Source organism: Neoasaia chiangmaiensis, from assembly GCF_002005465.1.
Lineage (GTDB): Bacteria > Pseudomonadota > Alphaproteobacteria > Acetobacterales > Acetobacteraceae > Neoasaia > Neoasaia chiangmaiensis.
Window position 1 is genome coordinate 3,116,887 of the sequence record NZ_CP014691.1, and the last position, 19,698, is coordinate 3,136,584.

At 61.1% G+C, this 19,698-nt stretch carries 20 protein-coding genes and 1 pseudogene; 5 read left to right on the forward strand and 16 right to left on the reverse strand.

The window, feature by feature from the left end:
- Positions 1 to 35 precede the first annotated feature (35 nt).
- The 5 genes and pseudogenes from A0U93_RS14720 to minC all read right to left on the reverse strand — a co-directional run bounded on the left by A0U93_RS14720 (position 36) and on the right by minC (position 3,326).
- Positions 36 to 786, reverse strand: a pseudogene (locus A0U93_RS14720) (IS5 family transposase).
- A gap of 171 nt (positions 787 to 957) precedes the next feature.
- Positions 958 to 1,302 (reverse strand): YidB family protein, encoded by a 345-nt coding sequence (locus tag A0U93_RS14725; protein WP_077807990.1) that lies wholly within the window; start codon positions 1,300 to 1,302, stop codon positions 958 to 960.
- A gap of 57 nt (positions 1,303 to 1,359) precedes the next feature.
- Positions 1,360 to 1,644, reverse strand: coding sequence for a cell division topological specificity factor MinE (minE, locus tag A0U93_RS14730; protein ID WP_077807991.1), 285 nt, complete (start codon positions 1,642 to 1,644; stop codon positions 1,360 to 1,362).
- Positions 1,641 to 2,456: a septum site-determining protein MinD gene (gene minD, locus A0U93_RS14735; protein ID WP_077807992.1), complete on the reverse strand. Its 816-nt coding sequence runs from the start codon at positions 2,454 to 2,456 to the stop codon at positions 1,641 to 1,643. The genes minE and minD overlap by 4 nt, the downstream gene beginning before the upstream one ends.
- Before the next feature lie 114 nt (positions 2,457 to 2,570).
- Complete coding sequence (gene minC / locus A0U93_RS14740; protein ID WP_077807993.1) at positions 2,571 to 3,326, reverse strand: septum site-determining protein MinC; 756 nt, start codon at positions 3,324 to 3,326, stop codon at positions 2,571 to 2,573.
- 98 nt (positions 3,327 to 3,424) lie between these two features.
- Here minC and fzlA point away from each other — a divergent pair, with 98 nt between their 5' ends.
- The 4 genes from fzlA to A0U93_RS14760 all read left to right on the forward strand — a co-directional run bounded on the left by fzlA (position 3,425) and on the right by A0U93_RS14760 (position 7,518).
- Complete coding sequence (gene fzlA / locus A0U93_RS14745; RefSeq protein ID WP_077808585.1) at positions 3,425 to 4,093, forward strand: FtsZ-binding protein FzlA; 669 nt, start codon at positions 3,425 to 3,427, stop codon at positions 4,091 to 4,093.
- A 1-nt stretch (position 4,094) separates the two neighbouring features.
- Complete coding sequence (locus A0U93_RS14750) at positions 4,095 to 5,273, forward strand: BaiN/RdsA family NAD(P)/FAD-dependent oxidoreductase (RefSeq protein ID WP_077807994.1); 1,179 nt, start codon at positions 4,095 to 4,097, stop codon at positions 5,271 to 5,273.
- 71 nt (positions 5,274 to 5,344) lie between these two features.
- Positions 5,345 to 5,998, forward strand: a complete 654-nt coding sequence (locus A0U93_RS14755) for a gluconate 2-dehydrogenase subunit 3 family protein (protein WP_169852781.1) — start codon at positions 5,345 to 5,347, stop codon at positions 5,996 to 5,998.
- A complete protein-coding gene (locus tag A0U93_RS14760) occupies positions 5,995 to 7,518 on the forward strand; it encodes a GMC family oxidoreductase (RefSeq protein ID WP_077807996.1) in 1,524 nt (507 codons plus the stop codon). The genes A0U93_RS14755 and A0U93_RS14760 overlap by 4 nt, the downstream gene beginning before the upstream one ends.
- A gap of 22 nt (positions 7,519 to 7,540) precedes the next feature.
- On the opposite strand, the gene murA is transcribed toward A0U93_RS14760, so the two are convergent.
- The 3 genes from murA to dcd form a co-directional block, all read right to left on the reverse strand.
- Positions 7,541 to 8,803, reverse strand: coding sequence for a UDP-N-acetylglucosamine 1-carboxyvinyltransferase (murA, locus tag A0U93_RS14765; RefSeq protein WP_077807997.1), 1,263 nt, complete (start codon positions 8,801 to 8,803; stop codon positions 7,541 to 7,543).
- Positions 8,804 to 8,866: 63 nt separating this feature from the next.
- On the reverse strand, positions 8,867 to 10,096 hold the full coding sequence (locus A0U93_RS14770; protein ID WP_077807998.1) for a right-handed parallel beta-helix repeat-containing protein: 1,230 nt from the start codon (positions 10,094 to 10,096) through the stop codon (positions 8,867 to 8,869).
- A gap of 8 nt (positions 10,097 to 10,104) precedes the next feature.
- Entirely contained in the window at positions 10,105 to 10,656 is a 552-nt protein-coding gene (dcd, locus tag A0U93_RS14775; RefSeq protein WP_077808586.1) for a dCTP deaminase, read from the reverse strand.
- Between the two features lie 223 nt (positions 10,657 to 10,879).
- Between dcd and A0U93_RS14780 the strand changes: the two genes are divergently transcribed.
- A complete protein-coding gene (locus A0U93_RS14780) occupies positions 10,880 to 12,067 on the forward strand; it encodes a WD40 repeat domain-containing protein (protein WP_077807999.1) in 1,188 nt (395 codons plus the stop codon).
- An 8-nt stretch (positions 12,068 to 12,075) separates the two neighbouring features.
- Here A0U93_RS14780 and A0U93_RS14785 read toward each other — a convergent pair whose 3' ends face one another.
- From A0U93_RS14785 to A0U93_RS14810, 8 genes are all read right to left on the reverse strand, one after another.
- On the reverse strand, positions 12,076 to 12,369 hold the full coding sequence (locus A0U93_RS14785; RefSeq protein WP_169852782.1) for a putative quinol monooxygenase: 294 nt from the start codon (positions 12,367 to 12,369) through the stop codon (positions 12,076 to 12,078).
- A 91-nt stretch (positions 12,370 to 12,460) separates the two neighbouring features.
- Positions 12,461 to 12,613, reverse strand: coding sequence for a hypothetical protein (locus tag A0U93_RS16520; RefSeq protein WP_169852783.1), 153 nt, complete (start codon positions 12,611 to 12,613; stop codon positions 12,461 to 12,463).
- A gap of 17 nt (positions 12,614 to 12,630) precedes the next feature.
- Positions 12,631 to 13,830, reverse strand: coding sequence for a glycosyltransferase family 4 protein (locus A0U93_RS14790; RefSeq protein ID WP_077808000.1), 1,200 nt, complete (start codon positions 13,828 to 13,830; stop codon positions 12,631 to 12,633).
- 57 nt (positions 13,831 to 13,887) lie between these two features.
- Positions 13,888 to 15,474, reverse strand: a complete 1,587-nt coding sequence (locus A0U93_RS14795) for a Na+/H+ antiporter (RefSeq protein WP_077808001.1) — start codon at positions 15,472 to 15,474, stop codon at positions 13,888 to 13,890.
- A gap of 68 nt (positions 15,475 to 15,542) precedes the next feature.
- On the reverse strand, positions 15,543 to 15,677 hold the full coding sequence (locus tag A0U93_RS17000) for a hypothetical protein (RefSeq protein WP_255318259.1): 135 nt from the start codon (positions 15,675 to 15,677) through the stop codon (positions 15,543 to 15,545).
- A gap of 112 nt (positions 15,678 to 15,789) precedes the next feature.
- Positions 15,790 to 17,991: a pyrroloquinoline quinone-dependent dehydrogenase gene (locus A0U93_RS14800; protein ID WP_077808002.1), complete on the reverse strand. Its 2,202-nt coding sequence runs from the start codon at positions 17,989 to 17,991 to the stop codon at positions 15,790 to 15,792.
- On the reverse strand, positions 17,991 to 18,374 hold the full coding sequence (locus A0U93_RS14805; protein WP_077808003.1) for a hypothetical protein: 384 nt from the start codon (positions 18,372 to 18,374) through the stop codon (positions 17,991 to 17,993). The genes A0U93_RS14800 and A0U93_RS14805 overlap by 1 nt, the downstream gene beginning before the upstream one ends.
- Positions 18,375 to 18,489: 115 nt before the next feature.
- Positions 18,490 to 19,647: a hypothetical protein gene (locus A0U93_RS14810; RefSeq protein ID WP_245824945.1), complete on the reverse strand. Its 1,158-nt coding sequence runs from the start codon at positions 19,645 to 19,647 to the stop codon at positions 18,490 to 18,492.
- Positions 19,648 to 19,698 lie beyond the last annotated feature (51 nt).

The following is a 19,698-nucleotide window of genomic DNA, read 5'->3' on the forward strand; positions in this document are numbered from 1 at the left end:
CAGCGCCACCAGCGTGCCCTAGGCCCGATCGACATTCAGGCCATCCAGATCATGGCTGAGGCGAGGTGAACGAAGCCGAGGAAATGGATGGTGCGTCGATCATATCGGGTAGCGAAGCGTCGGAAGTGCTTGAGGCGGTTGAAGCACCGCTCGATACGATTGCGTAGCCTGTAGGCGATGGCATCGTGCGAGATGATAATCTTGCGGGTCGGGTTGCAAGGAGTGACGGCTTCTGCACCCATCTGAGCGATGAGGGCACGTAACGCATTGCTGTCATAGGCTTTGTCGGCAATGACGACCGCCCCTTCCTAACCCGCGAGCAGGGCCGGCGCCTGGGTGACGTCGCCAACCTGACCAGCCGTGACAACGAAGCACAGCGGGCGGCCCAGCGCATCGGCCAGCATAGGGTCTTGGTCGTCAGATCACCTCGAGAACGCCCCAGCGCCTGATCTTTGGCCCTCCTTTTCCGCTCGCGGCCTGCTGATGGGTGCGAACGATGGTTGAATCCAGCATCAGATACTGATTGTTCCGATCGGCCGTCAGCGTCTCGAAAACCTTTTCCCACACCCCGGCATGGCACCATCGGCTGAACCGACGATGTACCGTCTTCCATTTGCCATACCGCTCAGGCAGGTCTTTCTAATGCGCGCCGGAGCGAGCAATCCAAAGACAGCCGTTCACGAACATGCGGTTATCCGTCCCGCTGCGGCCCGCGTCACCGACCTTGCCGGGTAGCAGAGGCGCAATCCTCTGCCATTGCACCTCGTTCAACTCGTAACGCTTGATCCCCATCCCACGCTCCGTGCTCCAACACGATGCTCTATGAAGCACTCATTCCAAAAGAAGGGAATCCTGAATGTCGATCGGGCCTAGTGCCCCCTTACAATCGCCTATCTCTTTTCAAAGACAGCGAATCACAAGGCGCACCCGACGAGAAGCGCTTTACGAGTCTTGAACCTAAGCAGGATTGCTTGTCGTATGCTGGTCCACGGCTGTCGGCAGGAATTCGGCGAGGGCAGGGAGAATGACTGACGCAGGTATTCCCGTGCGCGAAACGAAAGCTTCCAGTTGCTGGTCGGTCAGCAGATTGCGTATCTCGGCAGCCGATATCGGCAAGTTTTCACCGTTGCCGATCCACGAGCGAACCTTGTCAGCGAGGCCAGCATTCTCGGCTTGTTGGCGCAGCGCCTGTAAGCCCTGGCCTTGAAGAAGTTCACTGAAACTACCGCCAAGTTTCTGCTGCGCTTCTGCGCCGAGCGCATTCATTGCCTGATTGACGATATTTCCAAAAAAGCCACTCATAAACTTACCGATCCAGGGTTTGGGCTGACAGTTGGCAATAGAGAAAAGGAGCTTCCGTCACGCCGATTGGGACGCTTCTTTCTTTTTTTCCACCTGAGGCACTTCAATATCGATTTCAAGCATGGAGCAGCCGTTGCTACCGCCGTCGAGCTTGATTTGCACCTTATCCTGATCCACCGTTACATGACGCTTGATGACTTCCAGAATTTCCTGATGGAGCTTGGTGATAAGATCAGAGTCACCAATTCCCGCGGAACGCTCATGGGCCAACAATATCTGTAAGCGGTCACGCGCAACGGTGCTTGTATTACGCTTTGCAAAAAGATTGCCTAGAAAGCTCATGCGACCCTCTTTTTGAAAAGCCAATCAAACAGCCCCTTGCGTTCAACCGGGACATGAACTTCCAGTTTTTCCCCCTGGAGGCGGCGGGCAGCTTCGAAATACGCCCGCGCTGGAGCAGATTCGGGGTTGGACAACGTAACGGGCGAGCCGACGTTCGAGGCGCGAAGGACTTCTTCGCTTTCCGGGACGATACCCAGCAGCGGAATGGAAAGAATTTCCAGAACGTCTTCCGTGCTCAGCATCTCCCCGCGCGCGGCGCGACCCGGATCGTAGCGCGTGAGAAGAAGGTGTTTTTCCACCTTTTCCCCGCGCTTTGCACGCTCGGTCGTGCTGTCAAGCATGCCGATGATCCGATCGCTGTCCCTGACAGAACTGACTTCCGGATTGGTGACGACGACGGCCATATCGGCATGATACATCGCCAGCTGCGCTCCGCGCTCGATACCGGCCGGACTGTCGCACACGATCCAGTCGAACTTCTCACGAAGTTCTTCCATGACCTTCGCCACGCCCTCGGAAGTCAGCGCATCCTTGTCTCGCGTTTGCGAAGCGGGAAGAATAGAAAGCGTTTCGCAGCGCTTGTCGCGGATCAGGGCCTGCGCGAGTTTCGCATCACCCTGCACGACGTTGATGAGATCAAACACGACCCTGCGTTCGGCACCCATGACCAGATCGAGATTGCGGAGCCCCACATCGAAGTCGATTACCACGACATTCTGACCCGTCTGGGCTAGGGCGGCGCCCAGCGCCGCCGTGGAAGTCGTCTTGCCAACGCCTCCTTTACCCGACGTGACAACCAGCACCTTCGCCATACGCGCTCCACCACTCTTCTAACCGGTCATGCCGATGAACTTAATAATCAGACACATACTAGGAAGGATTGCGCAACTTTCGCAACGGGCAATCGTTCGTATGCGCCGAGAATATTATCCTATCTTCTGAACGACGATGCGATCATCGACCAGCAGCGCCTGCGTTGCGAGTCCGACAAGCCCGGCTTCCATCTCTTCCGCCGTCATGTAATAGCCATCGACCGCCAGCAACTCCGCATGCGTACGCGTCGCGAAAATTCGAGCGCCGGTCTGGCCACCCACGCCAGCCACGGCGCGTCCCCTTAGGCTGCCGTAAACGTGAATGGAGCCGCTTGCGACCACTTCCGCGCCGGATGCGACCGAACCGATCACGACCAGGTCACCCGTCATGTGCATGATGCTCTGTCCGGACCGGATGCTCGCGTCGACAATACGCGTCTCCCCATTTGAGACAGATTTCGGCGTATCGACTGGCGAAATCGCCTCGGTCGTTTCCGGGATGTCAACGGCGCCACTGGCCCGGCCCCCCTCCAGTCCGGTCGGCATGTCCCATTGCGCGAGAGCCGGCCATTCCGGATTGCCGCCCTCCACGCCGATGATCCGAATCCCGCGTTCGATCAGGCGCGCTTGCAATGTGTCCAGGCCTTCATCATCCGCATGAAGCAGGGCGAGATCCAAGATAACCGGCTTTCCCGCAAAAAACGCGGCAGAGCGGGCGATCTGTGCGTCGAGGCTTTCCAGCCAGTTCGACAGTGGGCGTTCCGGCGACAGGACGAGCGCGAGAAACGAGCGACCGCGCGCGCGGATCTGGATCGGTGCATCCGGGGCCGGCGTGGTGCCTGTCGCGGCGTGCAGGGGCGAGGACGACATGGGAATACGCTCAGCTCTCTCGAATTAAGGAAAACATGGGGCGGCATCGTTTCGAGACATCTTGTTGCACGAGGACGAGGTGCCATAGAATGATGCCCATGCGCATTCTCTATCATTTGCCCCTTTCTCCGCAAAGTCGTCAGGTTCGGCTCGTTCTTGGCGAGAAGCGACTGCCCTATGAACCAATGACGGAACGCGTCTGGGAACGTCGCACAGAGTTTCTGGCGATGAATCCTGCGGGCGACGTGCCCCTGCTGGTCGAGGAGAACGGACTGACGATCCCGAATGCCGGGGTTATTTGCGAGTATCTCGAGGAAGCCTATCCGGATACGCCGCTCATGGGCCGGACCCTTGCCGAGCGCGCGGAGGTGCGGCGGTTGATGGCGTGGTTCAACGAGAAGTTCGCTCAGGAGGTGTCGCGCAATCTCCTGGGGGAAAAAGTGGACAAGCGGCTCTCGGGCCGGGGCAATCCTGATGGCAATGCCCTGCGGGCCGGATATGCGAATATCCGTTTTCATCTGGATTATATCGGCTGGCTGGCCGAGACGCGCGCCTGGCTGGCGGGCGGGATGCTGTCCATGGCGGATTTCGCCGCCGCCGCACACCTGTCATGCCTGGATTTCATTGGCGATATCGACTGGTCGAAAGCACCGGCCGTCAAGGACTGGTATGCACGGGTCAAGTCAAGACCGTGTTTCAGGGCGCTTCTCAATGACCGGGTAACGGGCTTCACGCCGCCGGACCATTACGCCGATCTCGATTTCTGACATGATATTCGATATCGCCGTTCTCGGGGGCGGCGCCGCCGGCCTGATGGCCGCCGCCACGGCTGGCGCGCGTGGCGCGCGCGTGATCGTGCTTGACCACGCTGCCGAGATCGGGCGGAAAATTCTTATATCGGGCGGCGGCCGATGCAACTTCACGCATCTCGATACCAGGCCGGAAAATTTTCTCTCGGAGAACCGGCATTTCGCGCGATCGGCTCTGGCGCGCTACACGCCGCGGAACTTTCTCGCGATGGTCGAGCGTCATCGGATTGCATGGCATGAGAAAACGCCGGGGCAGTTGTTCTGCGACAATTCAGCCCGTCAGATCGTCGAGATGTTGCTATCCGAATGCAAAGCAGCAGGCGTCGAGTTCCATCTGAACGCCAACATCGGAGATGTTTCGAAGGGCGACACCTTTCGTGTTGCACTCGATCATGACGAGGTAAGGGCTTCCCGCATCATTCTGGCGACGGGCGGTCTTGCCATTCCCAAGCTGGGGGCCACCGATTTGTCGTTGCGGATCGCCAAACGGTTCGGCCTCGATATCGTGCCCCCCACGCCTGCGCTCGTGCCGCTCACCCTTGCCGCACCGAATGTCGATCTTGCGGGCGTTGCGCTGCCAGTAAGCGCCCGCATTGGAAAAAGATCGTTCAGCGACGCCATGGTCTTCACGCATAGGGGGCTTTCCGGGCCGGCGATTCTACAGATATCGTCGTATCGTCGAGACGATGCCGAGCCATTGGAACTGGATTTGCTCCCCGGTACAGATGCAGAAGCGACCCTGCTCGACATAAAAAGACAGCGTCCGCGTGCCGAACCGTCTGCCTTGCTGGCCGCCCTGCCACAGAGGCTTGCGCGCGCACTGGTCGATACGGCGTGGGGACGCGATATGCGATGCGATCTGGTCAACCTGCCTGATCGGCAGATCAAGGCTTTGGCGACACGTGTCGCCCGATGGCGCCCGACGCTGAGTGGGACCGAGGGCTACGCAAAGGCCGAGGTCATGCGCGGTGGAATCGATACACGCCATCTCTCGTCTCAAACGATGAGCGCACGCCATGTGCCGGGATTGTTTGCTATCGGAGAAGCGGTGGATGTTACCGGCTGGCTGGGGGGCTACAATTTCCAATGGGCCTGGTCGAGCGGCTACGTTGCGGGCATCTCTGCGGCAATGTCGTAGCGGGGGAACCCGAAGGGTGGCGCGAGAGTTAGCCACAGGAACCGGGCACGATGATCCGGAAGGGAAGAAGAATGACAGAAAAACCAGTATCCTCATTCGAGGCTCCGGTTATCAATTCCGCTTTCGAAGCCGTGCTGAATTCGGATCATGTTTCCCAGCGGACACGGGATATCATGTCCCGAAGGGCACAGCCGGACGATCCTGCCTATGCGCCGGTCCATATGTCGCGCGACGCACTGACATTATTGCGCGCGTTGCTTGAGCGGGTTCTTCCGCAGGCGCCAATTCTGGACGCATCGCGGATCGATATCGCGGCGCGGATCGACCAGCGTCTCGGTCAGCCGGGCGATGGATGGCGTTTTGCCGCCCTGCCGCCGGACCCGGAGGCGTATCGTCACGCATTGGAGACGCTTGATAATGCGGCTTTCAAGCGCTTCGGCAAATCCTTTGTCGGCTTGACCGATATGGAGCAGGACGACCTGATCGAAGCGATGGCGTCAAAGACACTCATAGCCGATGGAATGACTGCCGCGCAGATGGCGCTCTGGTTTTCAGACCTGCGGGCGGATGCGGTGCAACTGTTCATCAGTCATCCAGCCGTTCAGGGTGCTTTGGGGATCGATGCGGTTGCCAATGGCGGCGACAGGATTTTTCAGGGTTTTTCCGCGATTGGCGAGGGAGCGCACGAAGATTGGGAACCCGCCGGACCGAGGGCGCTGGCATGAACGGGCCGCATCATGGCAACGACGATATCGTGGATGTCGTTATCGTGGGTACCGGTGCGGGAGGCGCGCCATTACTGGCCGAACTGGCACGGGCAGGGCTGCGTGTCGTCGCGCTCGAGGCCGGTCCTCGCTTCAACGCACGGCAATTCACCCCGGACGAAACCGAGGCATCCGAGTTCTACTGGCGCGAGGAGCGCCTTTCCGGAGGGGACACGCCCCAGGCTTTCGGCGGCAACAACAGCGGCACGGGCGTCGGGGGCTCGTTACTGCATTATGGCGCGTTCCTGCCGCGTCCGGACGCACGGGATTTCCATCTTCACGCCGAAACAGGGCAGGGCGTGGACTGGCCTTTCGATCGCGCGACATTGTTGCCGTATATCGAACGTGTCGAGACCGAAATCGGCGTGTCCGGGCCGGATCATTATCTGTGGGAGCCTGAGCGTCGCTTTCGCACGCCGCCCCCCGCGCGCAACGCCGCCGCGCAGGCAATGTTACGAGGATGCGACGCACTGGGTATCCATGCGTCCGACGGTCCTGTCGGGCTGATTACCGCGCCATGGCACGAGAGGGAGGCATGTGTCGGCTGCGGCGCGTGCCATCAAGGTTGTCGTAACGGCGCAAAGTCCGGTGTCGAGAACACATATCTGCCGCGTGCGGAAGCCGATGGTGCCGAAATCCGCCCTGACTGTTTCGTGCATCATATCGAGCGGGATGCGGCGGGTCGTGTCTCAGCAGTCGTTTATCGTCACAATGGTGTCAATTACCGCCAGCGATGCAAGCAGCTGGTCTTGTCGGCCGGCGCGGTCGAAACGGCACGGCTCCTGCTTCATACCGGTCTGGCGAACAGCAGCGGGCAGGTGGGGCGGAATTACATGGCGCATGTTTCACCCCAGGTCTGGGGGACGCTGCCGGATGAGACGAGACCCAACAAGGGATATCCCTCGCTGGCCATAACCGAGGATCTGCAACGTCCGGAAAACGTCGATTTCGTCGGCGGCTACCTGTTGCAGTCGCTGGGTATGATGCCGCTGACCTGGGCGACCGCAGTGGCACGTGGACGCGGGTTATGGGGAAGTGCGCTGACCGACTATCTCCGGCGGTACAACCATGTCGTGGGAATCGGGGCGCATGGTGACTGCCTGCCATCCGAGAGGAACCGCGTTACCTTGTCGAACGAGGTCGGTCGCGCTGGGGTCCCCAAGCCGCATATCTCGTTCAGTTATGGCGCCAACGAAAACGCCATGAACGCGCATGCTATCCGGACCATGACAGACATCATGAGCGCGGCAGGCGCTACCGATATCTGGTCTCTGTCACGCGATGCGCACATGATCGGAACCTGCCGAATGGGAACCGATGCGGCAACCAACGTCGTCGATCCGTATGGACGGAGTTTCGATATCGACAATCTATGGATTTGCGATCATTCGGTTTTCCCGAGCGCAACCAGCGCCAATCCGGCGCTGGCCATTATGGCGCTGAGCCTGCGCACGGCGGAGGCGATCCTGTCGCGTCGCTAAGGCGCGACAGCGCCATCCCGTTCTATTCCCTGACGCGCTCGATCGAGGCGCCCACGGCCGCAAGCTTCCGATCGACCGCCTCGTAGCCGCGATCGAGATGGTAGATACGGCTGAGAACCGTCTCGCCCTGTGCGGCCAGGCCTGCCAGGATCAGCGAGAACGACGCGCGCAGGTCCGTCGCCATGACGGGTGCGCCGGAAAGGGATGGCACGCCGCGGATGATCGCTGACGATCCATGCACGTTGATGCGCGCGCCCATGCGATTGAGTTCGGGGACATGCATGTAACGGTTTTCGAAAATCGTCTCGGTGATCATCGAGGCACCTTCGGCGACCGACAGCATGGCCATGAACTGCGCCTGCATGTCCGTCGGGAAGCCGGGATAAGGCTCCGTCATGATGTCGACGCCTTGCAGCGGGCCATCGCGACGCACGCGTATCGCGTTTTCCTCGGCAATCACCTCGACCCCGGCTTCTTCAAGCGTGCGGATTACAGCGCCCAGATCGCCGATGCGCCCACCGATGAGCCTGAGATCGCCGCCCGTAATGCCCGCGGCGCAGGCATACGTGCCGCACTCGATACGATCGGCCATGATGGCATGTTCCGCACCATGCAATGCCTCCACGCCATCGATCACCAGGGTGCCGGTGCCCGAACCGCTGATACGCGCGCCCATGCGGTTGAGACACTCGACGAGATCGCCAATTTCCGGCTCACGCGCGGCGTTGACGATCTCGGTGCGTCCCTTGGCAAGGGTCGCCGCCATCAGGAGATTTTCGGTGGCACCAACGGACGCGAATGGCAGCACGACACGGTCGCCGACCAGACCGCCCGGCGCGGAGGCGTTGATGTAGCCGTTCTCCAGCCGGATCTGGGCGCCAAGCGTTTCCAGTCCCTTAAGGTGCATGTCGACCGGGCGTGTTCCGATGGCGCAGCCGCCGGGGAGGGATACGCGCGCCTCATGCATGCGCGCGAGCAGTGGTCCGAGGACGAGGATGGACGCCCGCATCTTGGAGACAATGTCGTAAGGGGCTTCGACCGACTCGATCGGGCCACCGATCGAAAGCGTCCGTCCTTCGGCGTCGACATTCTCGACGGCAACACCATGCTGCCGCAACAGATCGCGCATCGTGGCGATATCGGCGATCTGCGGGACATTCGACAGGATCAGGCGCTCGCCGGTCAGCAGACCGGCGACCATCAACTTCAATCCGGCATTCTTGGCGCCGCCGATGGTGATTTCGCCCTCAAGGCGACGGCCGCCGCGAATAATAAAACGGTCCACGGCACAGGCTCCCGATATAGACGATCAATATGTTCGCTCCCATCCCGCGTTGAGGCGTCGGCGTCAAGGGAGAGGAGGGGGCGGAAAGCGTATGAGCGTGTCATGATGCGGGCCGGTCCACGCATTGCTGTCGCCAATGATGTGACTTCCCGGCCGGATGTCGTAACCATGCGCCGCCCAGCAGTCGTTGCCGCTCAGCACGATCGCGTCGTTCTTTGCGTTCTCCGGCGTCGCGAGGCGCATGCAGGCGCGGTCGTGGTCGGCCAATCCGATGGCCATGTTCCCGGATACCACCGCTTGGCCTGCCGCGATCTGAAATGGCGGGCTCGTCGTCTGGCCGAAACCTGACACCTGATTACCGATGATCTGGATACCCATGGGATAAATATTGGCACTCTCATCGCCAATGGCGATCGCATGCCAGTCCCGCGCGAGCCCGTTCGGCGTCGAGTCGAAGCTGTTGCCGTTGAATTGCACCAGCGAGTAATTACGCAGGACGATACCGCCATCGTGGCCTTCGAAATAACTGGCGGTTATCTGCACACCTTCCGTGGAATCGTCGTTGTCGTCCTTCACGCCATAGGTGCCGAGCATCACCTTGCTGTTGGTGATGTTCACCCCCTGTATCGCACCGACGAGATGGAAGCCGTAGCCGCCGACGACGGTCACGTTCTCGAAGAAATTGTTGTTGGCCCAGTGGTTGCGCTTGCTGCTCGATCCTTCAATCCGGATGGCCTCGCTTTGCGGGTTGCCGACATCCGTGATGGTGACGTGCGATACCAGCGCGCTACCGACGTCGTGCAGCACGATGCCGCGCAGGAAGCCATCGATGATTACATCCCGGATCGTCGGTGACTGAAAACCCGCGCTGGTGCCTGTGACGGCGGCATTGTCCAGAACGATGGCGCTACCGGCCAGATGCCCGCTATCATTCTTCAGCCGGATGTCACGCAGCGCCACGGTTGGCGACGTGTGCGTGTCCGCCGGGAGTGAGAAGTGCAGGATATCGTTGCCATGACTGAGCAGCGTTCCGCCGCGCCCGTCGATCGTGATCGACTGCATGTTGGTGTCATGGACGATCAGCGGACGATCGATGCGGCAGGTGCCCGAAAACACGAGTTCGCCGCCGTCTGCCGACAGGCGGTCCAGAGCCGACTGGAAGGCTGGCTGGTCGTCATGCCGGCCATCGCAGGCAGCGCCCACCGAGTGCACGTCGATATCGGCTGCCTGCGCCAGTCCGACATCGGCAAGCAGCATCGTTGCAAGACAGATGAGGGCGAGCCGATGACGCACGAAGCGGCTCAGAGGCGCGGCGTGGTGACGCCGGACTGGCGCATGTATTTTCCGGCGCGGTCGGCGTAACTGACTTCGCAGGGCGAGGCGCCCTGGAAGAACAGAAACTGGCAGATGCCTTCATTCGCATAGATGCGCGCGGGCAGCTTGGTCGTGTTGCTGATCTCGATCGTCACCTGACCTTCCCATTCCGGTTCCAGCGGCGTGACGTTCACGATGATGCCGCAGCGCGCATAGGTGGATTTGCCCAGACAGACGACGAGCGTATCGCGCGGGATGCGGAAATATTCGATCGTGTGGGCGAGGGCGAAGGAATTCGGCGGAATGGTGATATCGCCCGTCCGCGTGACGAAGCTGTTTGCGGCGAAATTCTTCGGATCGACGACCGCGTTGTCGACATCCGTGAATATCTTGAAATCCTCCCCGACGCGCGCATCGTAACCATAGGATGACAGGCCATAGGATATGACGCCTTCACGCTTCTGCGCCTCAACGAACGGCTCGATCATGCCGCGTTCGAGCGCCATGCGGCGGATCCAGCTGTCGGGCATGATCGGCATGGTCGGGGTAACTCCAGAAAAACAGTTGTTGACCAATGGGGATAGCGGGTCGCGGCGTGCCACGCAATTTTCCATGGCGCCGGTTTGCGAAGCAACGATATGGCGCTGCAAGTCCGTGATGGACACCGCGCAAACGTTATTTCGGTCATTTTCCGGCCGCTGCCATAAGTGGCCGGACGTGAACGATGCCGTCATTCGTTCATCTGGATGAGGTGTCACGCGAATGCGCAGGTTATGGTCGTTTCTACTGCCGGTTACGGCTTTGTTCCATGTTTCATGCGCGTGGAGTGGGCCGGCGCATGATCTGGTCATCTCGACCCAGGACGGGAAATACCAGCGCACCGACGGCGCGGGCCTGACGCGGCGGCCGCCAGCGCCCGATAGCGTCGTGGTGATCGATACGCGCCAGTTTCCACCGAAAATTGTCACGCGGATCGATCAGGGGATCGAACAGACCATCGCCGGGCCGCCACAATCGGTGGCGATCACGCCCGATGGCGAACTCGCCCTGCTTGGCGCGCCGTCGCGGCTCGATGCCGACGGCAAGACCGTGGTGGACAGTTTTCTACAGGTCGTGGCGTTAACGGAACCGCATCGCGGTGTCATCGCGCGTCTGCCGATGAACACCACGATTCAGGGCATCGCGATCAACCGGCAAGGGACACTGGCGCTGGCATGCGGCGTGGACGGACAGTTACGGGTGCTCCGCCTGCGAGGGCGGGAGGTCACGCTTCTGACGACATTGCGCCTTGCGCCCCGCCGTCTCGCCAGTGTCGTTTTCACGCCGGACGGGCGGCATGCGCTCGTATCGCGTCGTGACGACGGCGGCATAGCGGTGCTGGACGTCGATCGGGAAGAGGTTCGCCCGAATGGGCATATTCTTGCCAGCGGCCTTGCGCCCTATGCGCTCGATGTATCGTCGGACGGACGATGGATGGTAACGGGAAATGTGGGGTTGGCGGGACTGCCGGATTTCACCCTTGGCCAGAGCACCGGTGATGCCGATACGATCACCCTCTACGACCTGTCGAAACAGCCATTTCAGGCCGTGGATTTCGCCACGACGCCGACGCTCCCGGAAGGCATTGCGCTTTCACCGGATGGCAAGTGGGTCGCTGTTCAGTCGATGGACGGCTCGTTTCTGCCGCATAACCAGCCCGGACACAGTGCTCACGGGTCGCTGACATTGTTCCGGAACGATCATGGCCATCTCGTTCGGACAGGGCATTGGGCGTCCGGCATCGCGGGTCAGGGTCTGGCTTTCGCGCACGGTGGGGACATGCTGCTTGTGCAGCGGAACGTCGAGCATGAAATCGCCGTCTACCGACGCATTGGCGGCACGTTGACCCCGACGGGCACGGTCTTTCACGTGGGCGGCGGCCCGGTTGCGATCAATACGCTCCCGCGCTGAAATCGGTCTCAGGTCACGTTGTTGAGCATGACCACCGTTGAGCCGCCGCCTTCGACGAGCGATTCGATCGCCTTGTTGAAGGCACGTCCATGGGCGGTGCCCATATGCGCGACAAAAGCGTCGTCGTCCCGATAGGTTTCCTCGACATGGAAGCATTCGGGGTTATCCGCGCGTGTATAGACCACGAACCGCTCGCATCCCGGTTCCGCACGGACGTCCCGCGCCAGATCGATCAGCAATGCCCGAACTTTATGACCGTGGCCGGGCAGGGCGCGCATCGTGGCGTAGAGCGTCTTCGGCATTGTCGTATTCCCATCGTACAGTTTCAATTGAAGCTATTCTGCGTATCAGGACGGACGGCAAGCCAACTCCCCGTGTTCGCCAGACATCCCTTCAATCCTCGCAGTCTTCGGGGGCTTTTTCAGCGCGGTCCCGAACCTGCTGCTTTCGGCGTTTCAGATTGGCGCGCAGGGCTGCGGCCTCCCGCGCCAGGCGTGCGTTCAGTTCCGCCTGCGCCTTTTCCTTCAGGGTCGGGCGGGGTTTCATGGGGGGCGTTTCGTTGGTCATTCTGAAACAATCTCGCTTTTTGACAGGAAACAGTCTTTCATCGATGTACCCAGCAACTCGTCGTAAACGCCGAGGGTCGCTGCCTGCATACGGCGCGTCGGATAGGTCTCGACGATATGGCGGCGTGCTGTTTCGGCCAGAAGTGTGAGAGCATCGGGCGGTGCGTCCAGCACGGCACAGATGGCATTTGCCAATGCCGCCGCATCGCCCGGGGCGACCAGCAGCCCGGTTTCTTCCGGCAGGACGGTTTCCACGGCGCCGCCGTGGGCGGATACGATGACCGGACGTCCCATGGCCTGCGCCTCGATCGCCACCCGGCCGAACGGTTCGGGGCGGAGCGAAGGCGCAACGACCACGTCGGCAAGTGCGTAAGCGGCCGGCATATCCTGGCACAGACCGGCAAAGCGCAGGCGGTCCGAGATTTTCAGGTCTCGTGCCCGCGTCACCAGTTCCCTGACGAACCTGTCGTCCGGATCGGCTGGACCGACGAACACACAGACCCATTCGCCGGGAAGCATCGTTGTCAGCAGGGCGAGCGCGTCCAGCATCAGCGCCTGGCCTTTCCAGCGTGTCAGGCGTCCCGGCAGCATCACGACCCGCGCGCCTTCCGGAATGGCCCATGCCTCGGCCAGCGACTGCACGCCTTTGCCGACGATGCGCGCCGGATCGAAGGCCTTGATATCTGCGCCACGTGGGATCAGGCGTAGCCGATCCGGCGCGACACCATATTGCGTGGCAAGGCGCTGGGCGATGAAGTCACTGATGGCGATCACTCGGGCACCACGCGCCAGCACGGCATTATAGCGCTTCTTGCCGGGCAAGTTCTCGCGATGCAGGCCATGCCAGGTCGTCACCAGAGGGATACGTGTCCGTTGGCAGGCGCGACTGGCGACCCAGGCTGGCGCCCGGGATCGGGCATGGACAAGATCCACGCCTTCGGCCCGGATAAGGGCGACCAGTTTGCGGGTATTGCGCCAGATGGCCCACGGTGATTTCCCGCGCAGGTCGAATTCGATATGCCGCGCGCCGATACCGTGGAGGCGTCCTGCCAGACGTCCGCCCGCACTGGCGACGAGTGCGCGGCCACCAGCCTGCGTTATGGCATCCGCGATCTCGAGAGCGCCGCGCTCCACGCCGCCGGCATCGAGTGCCGGCAAGACCTGCAGGATCGTAGGGCCTTGAAACGCATGAGACATGCTCAGCCGGTTAGCACGGGAAATGCGATGAGACGAGGCGCGCGGGAGCAGGCAATGTCAGGCGCGCTCATTTTCAGCCGATAGTTCCTGCAGGTCCAGTTGATGCTCGAGACTATGCAGCACATCATCGTGGATGGCGCCGGCGCGATGAAGACGCAGGATTTCCTTGCGCCCGGCCGTAATGGCAGCGAGCACAGCTGTGTAATGCGCAGATTTTTCTTCTGCGAGGAGTGTTTCCGACCGGCTGTATTCATCGGCCACGCGCGCGCGATAACCGAACTGCTCCAGAAGACGCGGGTGACGAAAGGCGCCATTGCTGTGTTGTGCGAGCTTTTCGATGGCGGTGAGTTGCACGGACGTCATGCGGGCGACGGCTTGCGCGCGCGTAAGATGCTCATCGGCGAAAGCGATGTTTTCCTTGGGCTCCATGACTCGGATGAGCCAGCCGATCGTCGTGCCCTGGAAGACGACCGTCACGAGGATGACGGAGAAGGCACTGATGAGGATCAGATCGCGCCCCGGCATATGTTCCGGGAGAGCCAGCCCGATGGCGAGTGTCACGACGCCGCGCATGCCGGCCCAGCTCATGATCGTCGCTGAAGCTACCGAAAACGGTGTCGTAGGCCGTCCAGTCACCCGCGCGAGCCCCAGACGAATGCCATCCGTGGCGAAAATCCAGACGAACCGGGAGATGATGACTGTCAGGACAACGGCCAGAACGGGGAGAAGCAGAACGCCGATGACATGCTCGGTCGATCCGAAATGCATACGAATGGAACGCAGAGCGAGGCCGATCAGGATGAAAACGAATGACTCCATGACGAAGACCATGACTTCCCAGACGGCAATCGATCGAATGCGCATGGAAGCGGAAAATGTCTCATGTTGATACCATCCGATAATCAGGCCGGCCGTTACGGTTGCGAGTACGCCGGACACATGGATGGCTTCTCCCGTGATGTAGGCTGCCCAGGACAGGACGAAAGTCGCCGCGATCATCAGGGATGTATTGCCCAGAAGCGGCAGGAAGCGCAGCCATAGCAGGCCCAATGCCGCGCCGACCGCCGTACCGCCGACCGCAAGCATGACGAATGAACCCGTGGCGCTGGGAAGGCTGAAGCTTCCCGTCAGGGCAGCAGCGACGGCGAAGCGCAGGAGCACAAGGCCAGCCGCATCGTTCAGCAGGCTTTCACCCTGGAGCAGCACCATCATGCGGCGCGGGAGATGCACGCGTTCGAGAATGGCTTTCGCAGCAACGGCATCGGGCGGGGAGACGACGGCACCAAGTGCGAAGCACGCCCCCCAGGGAAGCGATGGCATGACCCAGTGAGTCACCGCGCCGACGACCAGTGTCGTGAAAATCACCGCGCCGACGGCCAGCGACAAGATGCCGCCGATCAGCCGCCGGAAATCGGCCCAGACGGTGAAGAATGCGCCCTCCATCAGAAGCGGCGGCAAAAACAGAACAAGCACCAGATCCGGGTCGAGCTCGAAATTCGGGATACCCGGCGCCACGGCGAGCAGGGCGCCACCGGCGATCAGCGCGGCCGCAGGCGGAAGGCCCAGACGTCGCGCCAGTACTTCGAGGCAGAGGATGGCAACGAGAAGAAAAAGTGAGAATTCGAAAACGGCAACGGCAGACATGGCGGCCCTCTGCTGGGTAATATGCCTACGTTACGCCATTTTAACGATGATGTCCGGTCCTTTCGCGCTCATGGCACGAACTGCAAGGTCGGCCCCGCATTGGCCATCGCCGTCACCAGGACGGTTGCAAAAGCGATACTGAGAAAGGCGATGACCCCGATCGCCGTCCAGCTGGGGGGCTCGTCCTGGCCGTTGTCATACAAGGAACCGACTCCGTCGAAATGAAGCGTCCTGCTTATCGGAAGCGAGCATAAAAGCGAAGGGCCGGGTTATGAACCCGGCCCTTGCTTCATTTCCGTCGATGTCGGTCCGGCGTCAGTGCGTGCTGCCAGGCAGCGCGTAAACGACCAGATCATCGCTCACAGGCGTCATCATGAAGTGATGACCGCCGGCCATGATGGCAAGATACTGCTTGCCGTTGACTTCATAGGTCATCGGGGTCGCCTGGCCACCGCCCGGCAGAACGTCGCTCCACACGACCTTGCCGGTCTTGACGTCGATCGCGCGGATCTGGTTGTCCGTCGCGGCCGCCACGAAGACGAGGCCACCTGCCGTGATAACCGGACCGCCGTTGTTCGGCGTGCCGATGTTCAATGGCAGGTAGGTCGGCAGGCCCCAGGGACCATTGGCGCGCGCCGTGCCCAGCGGCGACTGCCACAACACCTTATGCGTCTTGATGTCGATTGCCTCGATCATGCCGTAAGGCGGCTTGTTGCACATCATGCCGGTATACTGATCCCAGAACGGCGTCACGACGATACCATAGGGCGTCTCCGCCATGGCGCCGTTGCCTTCCGCGCCACCAGCGCTGGGCTTGAAGTTGGGATCGTCGATCGGCATCAGGCCCAGCTTGTTCGCCTGCTTACGCGTGACGAGCTGGTCATACATCGGGGTGTTGTTCCAGTTGGCGATGACGATGCCGTTCTTGGCGTCGTAAGCCATGCTTCCCCAATCCGAGCCGCCATTATAGCCAGGATACTCGATCCAGGGCTTGGTGATATGCGGCGGGGTGAATTCACCCACATAAGCCGCGCGGCGATACTTGATGCGGCAGAACAGCTGATCGATCGGCGACATACCCCACATGTCGCTTTCCTTCAGGTCCGGAAAGCCGAGACGCGGGAAGGCGACCGACCAGGGCTGGGTCGGCGAACGCGGATCGCCCGGCACGACGCCCGGCGAGGGAGCGGGGCGTTCCTCAACCGGAAACTCCGGCAGGGGCTTGCCGGTGCGGCGGTCCAGGAGGAACGTCTGGCCGCGCTTCGTTGGCATCAACAGCGCCGGAATCGTGCTGCCATCTGCCGCATGATAGTCGAAGAGCGTGGCCTGGCTGCCGATATCGTAGTCCCACACGTCCTTGTGGACTGTCTGGAAGACCCAGCGCGGGGAGCCTGTCTTGACATCGATCGCCACGACGGCGGAGGAAACGGCGTTCTCCTTATCCGAGCGCATGGCGCTGTAGTAGTCGGATGCCGAGTTGCCGGTCGGGACGTAGACGAGGCCCAGCGCATTGTCACCGGTCATGGCGGCCCATGAGTTCGGCGTGCCACGGCTGTAATGCTCGCCCGCAGCCGGCTGATGGTGGTTGTCGGGATTGTTGACGTCCCAGGCCCAGGCGAACTTGCCGGTTTCGGCATCGTAACCGCGGATGACGCCCGAAGGAGCCCAGCGGCGCTGGCCATCCAGCACTTCCTGATTGACCACGGCGACACCGTTGATGACCGGCGGTGGCGTCGTCATCGAGACGAAGCCCGGAACGGATTCGCCCATGCCTTGCATGAGGTTGACCTGGCCATGGAACCCGAAGCCTTCGCAGGCCTTGCCTGTTTCGGCGTCCACCTGGATGAGACGCTCGTCCAGCGTGCCTTCCATGATTCGGTTATGGCAGGGCTGCCCTTCCGGCACGGTGGAGGACGTATAATACGTCACCGCCTTGCAGGCTGCCGTGTAGGGAATGGAGTGGAACTTGACCCCGGCCTTGTAGCGCCAGATCTCATGACCGTTGGTGGCGTCGATCCGCATCATGTCGTTCATGGCTGAACACATATACAGGGAGTCGCCGACCTTGATCGGTGTCGTTTCGGCTGCCCACTTGTTCTGCTGGCCAGGCGCCGGCTTGCTGCCCGTGTGATAGACGAAGGCCCGCTGTAGCTGGCCGACATTGCTCGGCGTCAATTGATCGAGCGGCGAGTAACGTGAGGCATTGTCGTCCCGGCCATAGGCAGGCCAGTCGTCGTGCGCCGGGTCGGCGCTGTGTTGTGCGGCCATTGCCGGGATCGTGGCAGGATCGATCTCTTCGGCGTCCGGCAGGTTGGCGGCGTTCACACCGGAGGCCTGTGGCGCGTTTGGCGACGGCGCTGCGAACCTGGCGGCTTCGTCGCTGCTCTGCGGTTCCTGTTGTGATGTATTGCCGGGGCCAGGCAGGCGCTCGGTATGGGAGGCGACCTGAGCCTGGGCCGAGGCGAGGGTCATGACGCCGCACAGAGTGGTGGCAGCCAGAAGGTTTATTTTACGCATCAGACGGCTCCGCGTGAAATGGGACGGATAGTGTCCCGGCGACGCAGGGCCGGCACGCAAAGAACAACGAGGATTGCAAGGATCGTCGGGCCGAAATCACGGGGGAGCCATCCCCACCACTCGAAGCCCACTTCGTAGATCGTCCAGATGATGGTGCCGAGCCAGGCCGCCAGGAAAAGCCAGGCCCCGAGCAGCTTACCTGTGACCATCAGGGCACCCGAGGTAACCAATACAAGCCCACAGATAACGTAGTACCAAGAGCCTCCCAATACAGCGAGATACGCGCCCATGAGCACGAAAATCGCGCCGAATAAGGCAATGACGACGCCGAGTGCGATACTAGCGGCCCCGCCAATACCCATCGGTCGGGTTCGAGAAGACATGAAACCTCCTAAATTTCGATGCTCCCACCCTAAGTCACTGAGTTTTGATTTGTAGAAGCAAAAAAAAGTGATGCGCTGCCGTCTTGCTCTTGCCGGCAAGCTATGAGCCCGACAATCAGCCGGCGGGAATGGTAATGACCGCACCGGGCGAGTGGCTTGTTGCCGCCAGCGCCGCCAGGATCTGGATCATGGTGAAGCTGAGCTTGCTGTTGAAGTCAGAATCCTCGATCCAGAACCATTGGTCGCGGTAGTGAACGGCGTCATAGACATCGTCCGGCACGTGTTTGCCGGAGTGGATGACGATATCGGGCCGGGTTTCAATGCCGACGGGACTGATCGTCGGCAGCGTGCGTTTCGTGTCCACGTCGTGTTGCGGGACATTCGTTTCATACGCGATCTGCGAAAGGATGGCGAACATCGAGCGGGTGAGAATGGCGATCTGGCCTGGCTTCTGATAGGGGCCGTAGACGATTTCAGCTTCTTCCGCATGGGCATCGAGATGCAGTAGCCGGCGGACCTCGCTCTGAATCGACGTGAGGGATGGATCGGATGTCGAGGTCAGCACCAGATAGGCGTGCTCTGGCTGCGGGCCGGTCGATTTTGTCGAATTCGAGGCGTTGCTGGCGCTGGTCTCGCCGCTGCCGGCCTTTGGTGCGTCCGTCGATATACGGATGGTCATCGCACCGGCGATCTGGAGTTGCCGCAGGTCGTGAAGTAGCAGGTAGAACTTGAGGGAACCACCGCCCGTTGGACCGGCGCCGAGCGCACGGACGTTGCTCAGGCCGTCGATGGACTGTGCCGTTAACCGCAACAGGGAGTCGATCGGCAGGCCACCGAGGCTGAGTGGCATGATGACGACCGGCGAAATGGGCCGAATGACATTCTCGGCATATTGCTGGCCGGTTTCGGGCTGATAGGTGAAGGTCGGGTTCTCCTGCAGGGTCGCCGTGCCGCTGCCGAACAGATAGCTTCCAATCCCGGAAGGAAAGGCATTGAAACCGCCATTGACCGAACGATTGAGCTGATAACCGGCGATCACCTGCGTCGTATCGAGGAAGGTCGGCGGATCGGCATATCGGATGCGAACGATATTGAGCAGCATCTCGTGCTTCTCGGTTTCGCCGAGCGCCCGGGAATAATCGAGTTGATCGCGCGTCAGCCGGTCCGGGCCGATCGACATGCATCCTGCGAGCAAGGCACTGAACGCGAAGCCGGTCAGGCATTTTATCGAGCGAGAGGGTAGGCGGCCCTGCCGCACCGAAAGAATCGTCATGGCGTCCGTTATATCTAACCCTATCTTGTTCCGGATCGATCGCGGACAGGC

Coding starts and splice junctions, on each gene's coding strand:
- fzlA (WP_077808585.1), top strand. CDS start 3,425: ATGCGCATTCTCTATCATTTGCCCCTTTCTCCGCAAAGTCGTCAGGTT.
- A0U93_RS14800 (WP_077808002.1), bottom strand. CDS start 17,991: ATGCGTAAAATAAACCTTCTGGCTGCCACCACTCTGTGCGGCGTCATG.
- minD (WP_077807992.1), bottom strand. CDS start 2,456: ATGGCGAAGGTGCTGGTTGTCACGTCGGGTAAAGGAGGCGTTGGCAAG.
- A0U93_RS14790 (WP_077808000.1), bottom strand. CDS start 13,830: ATGTCTCATGCGTTTCAAGGCCCTACGATCCTGCAGGTCTTGCCGGCA.
- A0U93_RS16520 (WP_169852783.1), bottom strand. CDS start 12,613: ATGAAACCCCGCCCGACCCTGAAGGAAAAGGCGCAGGCGGAACTGAAC.
- A0U93_RS14810 (WP_245824945.1), bottom strand. CDS start 19,647: ATGACGATTCTTTCGGTGCGGCAGGGCCGCCTACCCTCTCGCTCGATA.
- minC (WP_077807993.1), bottom strand. CDS start 3,326: ATGTCGTCCTCGCCCCTGCACGCCGCGACAGGCACCACGCCGGCCCCG.
- A0U93_RS14750 (WP_077807994.1), top strand. CDS start 4,095: ATGATATTCGATATCGCCGTTCTCGGGGGCGGCGCCGCCGGCCTGATG.
- A0U93_RS14785 (WP_169852782.1), bottom strand. CDS start 12,369: ATGCCGAAGACGCTCTACGCCACGATGCGCGCCCTGCCCGGCCACGGT.
- A0U93_RS14780 (WP_077807999.1), top strand. CDS start 10,880: ATGCGCAGGTTATGGTCGTTTCTACTGCCGGTTACGGCTTTGTTCCAT.
- A0U93_RS14760 (WP_077807996.1), top strand. CDS start 5,995: ATGAACGGGCCGCATCATGGCAACGACGATATCGTGGATGTCGTTATC.
- A0U93_RS14795 (WP_077808001.1), bottom strand. CDS start 15,474: ATGTCTGCCGTTGCCGTTTTCGAATTCTCACTTTTTCTTCTCGTTGCC.
- A0U93_RS14805 (WP_077808003.1), bottom strand. CDS start 18,374: ATGTCTTCTCGAACCCGACCGATGGGTATTGGCGGGGCCGCTAGTATC.
- minE (WP_077807991.1), bottom strand. CDS start 1,644: ATGAGCTTTCTAGGCAATCTTTTTGCAAAGCGTAATACAAGCACCGTT.
- A0U93_RS14755 (WP_169852781.1), top strand. CDS start 5,345: ATGACAGAAAAACCAGTATCCTCATTCGAGGCTCCGGTTATCAATTCC.
- dcd (WP_077808586.1), bottom strand. CDS start 10,656: ATGCCGATCATGCCCGACAGCTGGATCCGCCGCATGGCGCTCGAACGC.
- A0U93_RS14725 (WP_077807990.1), bottom strand. CDS start 1,302: ATGAGTGGCTTTTTTGGAAATATCGTCAATCAGGCAATGAATGCGCTC.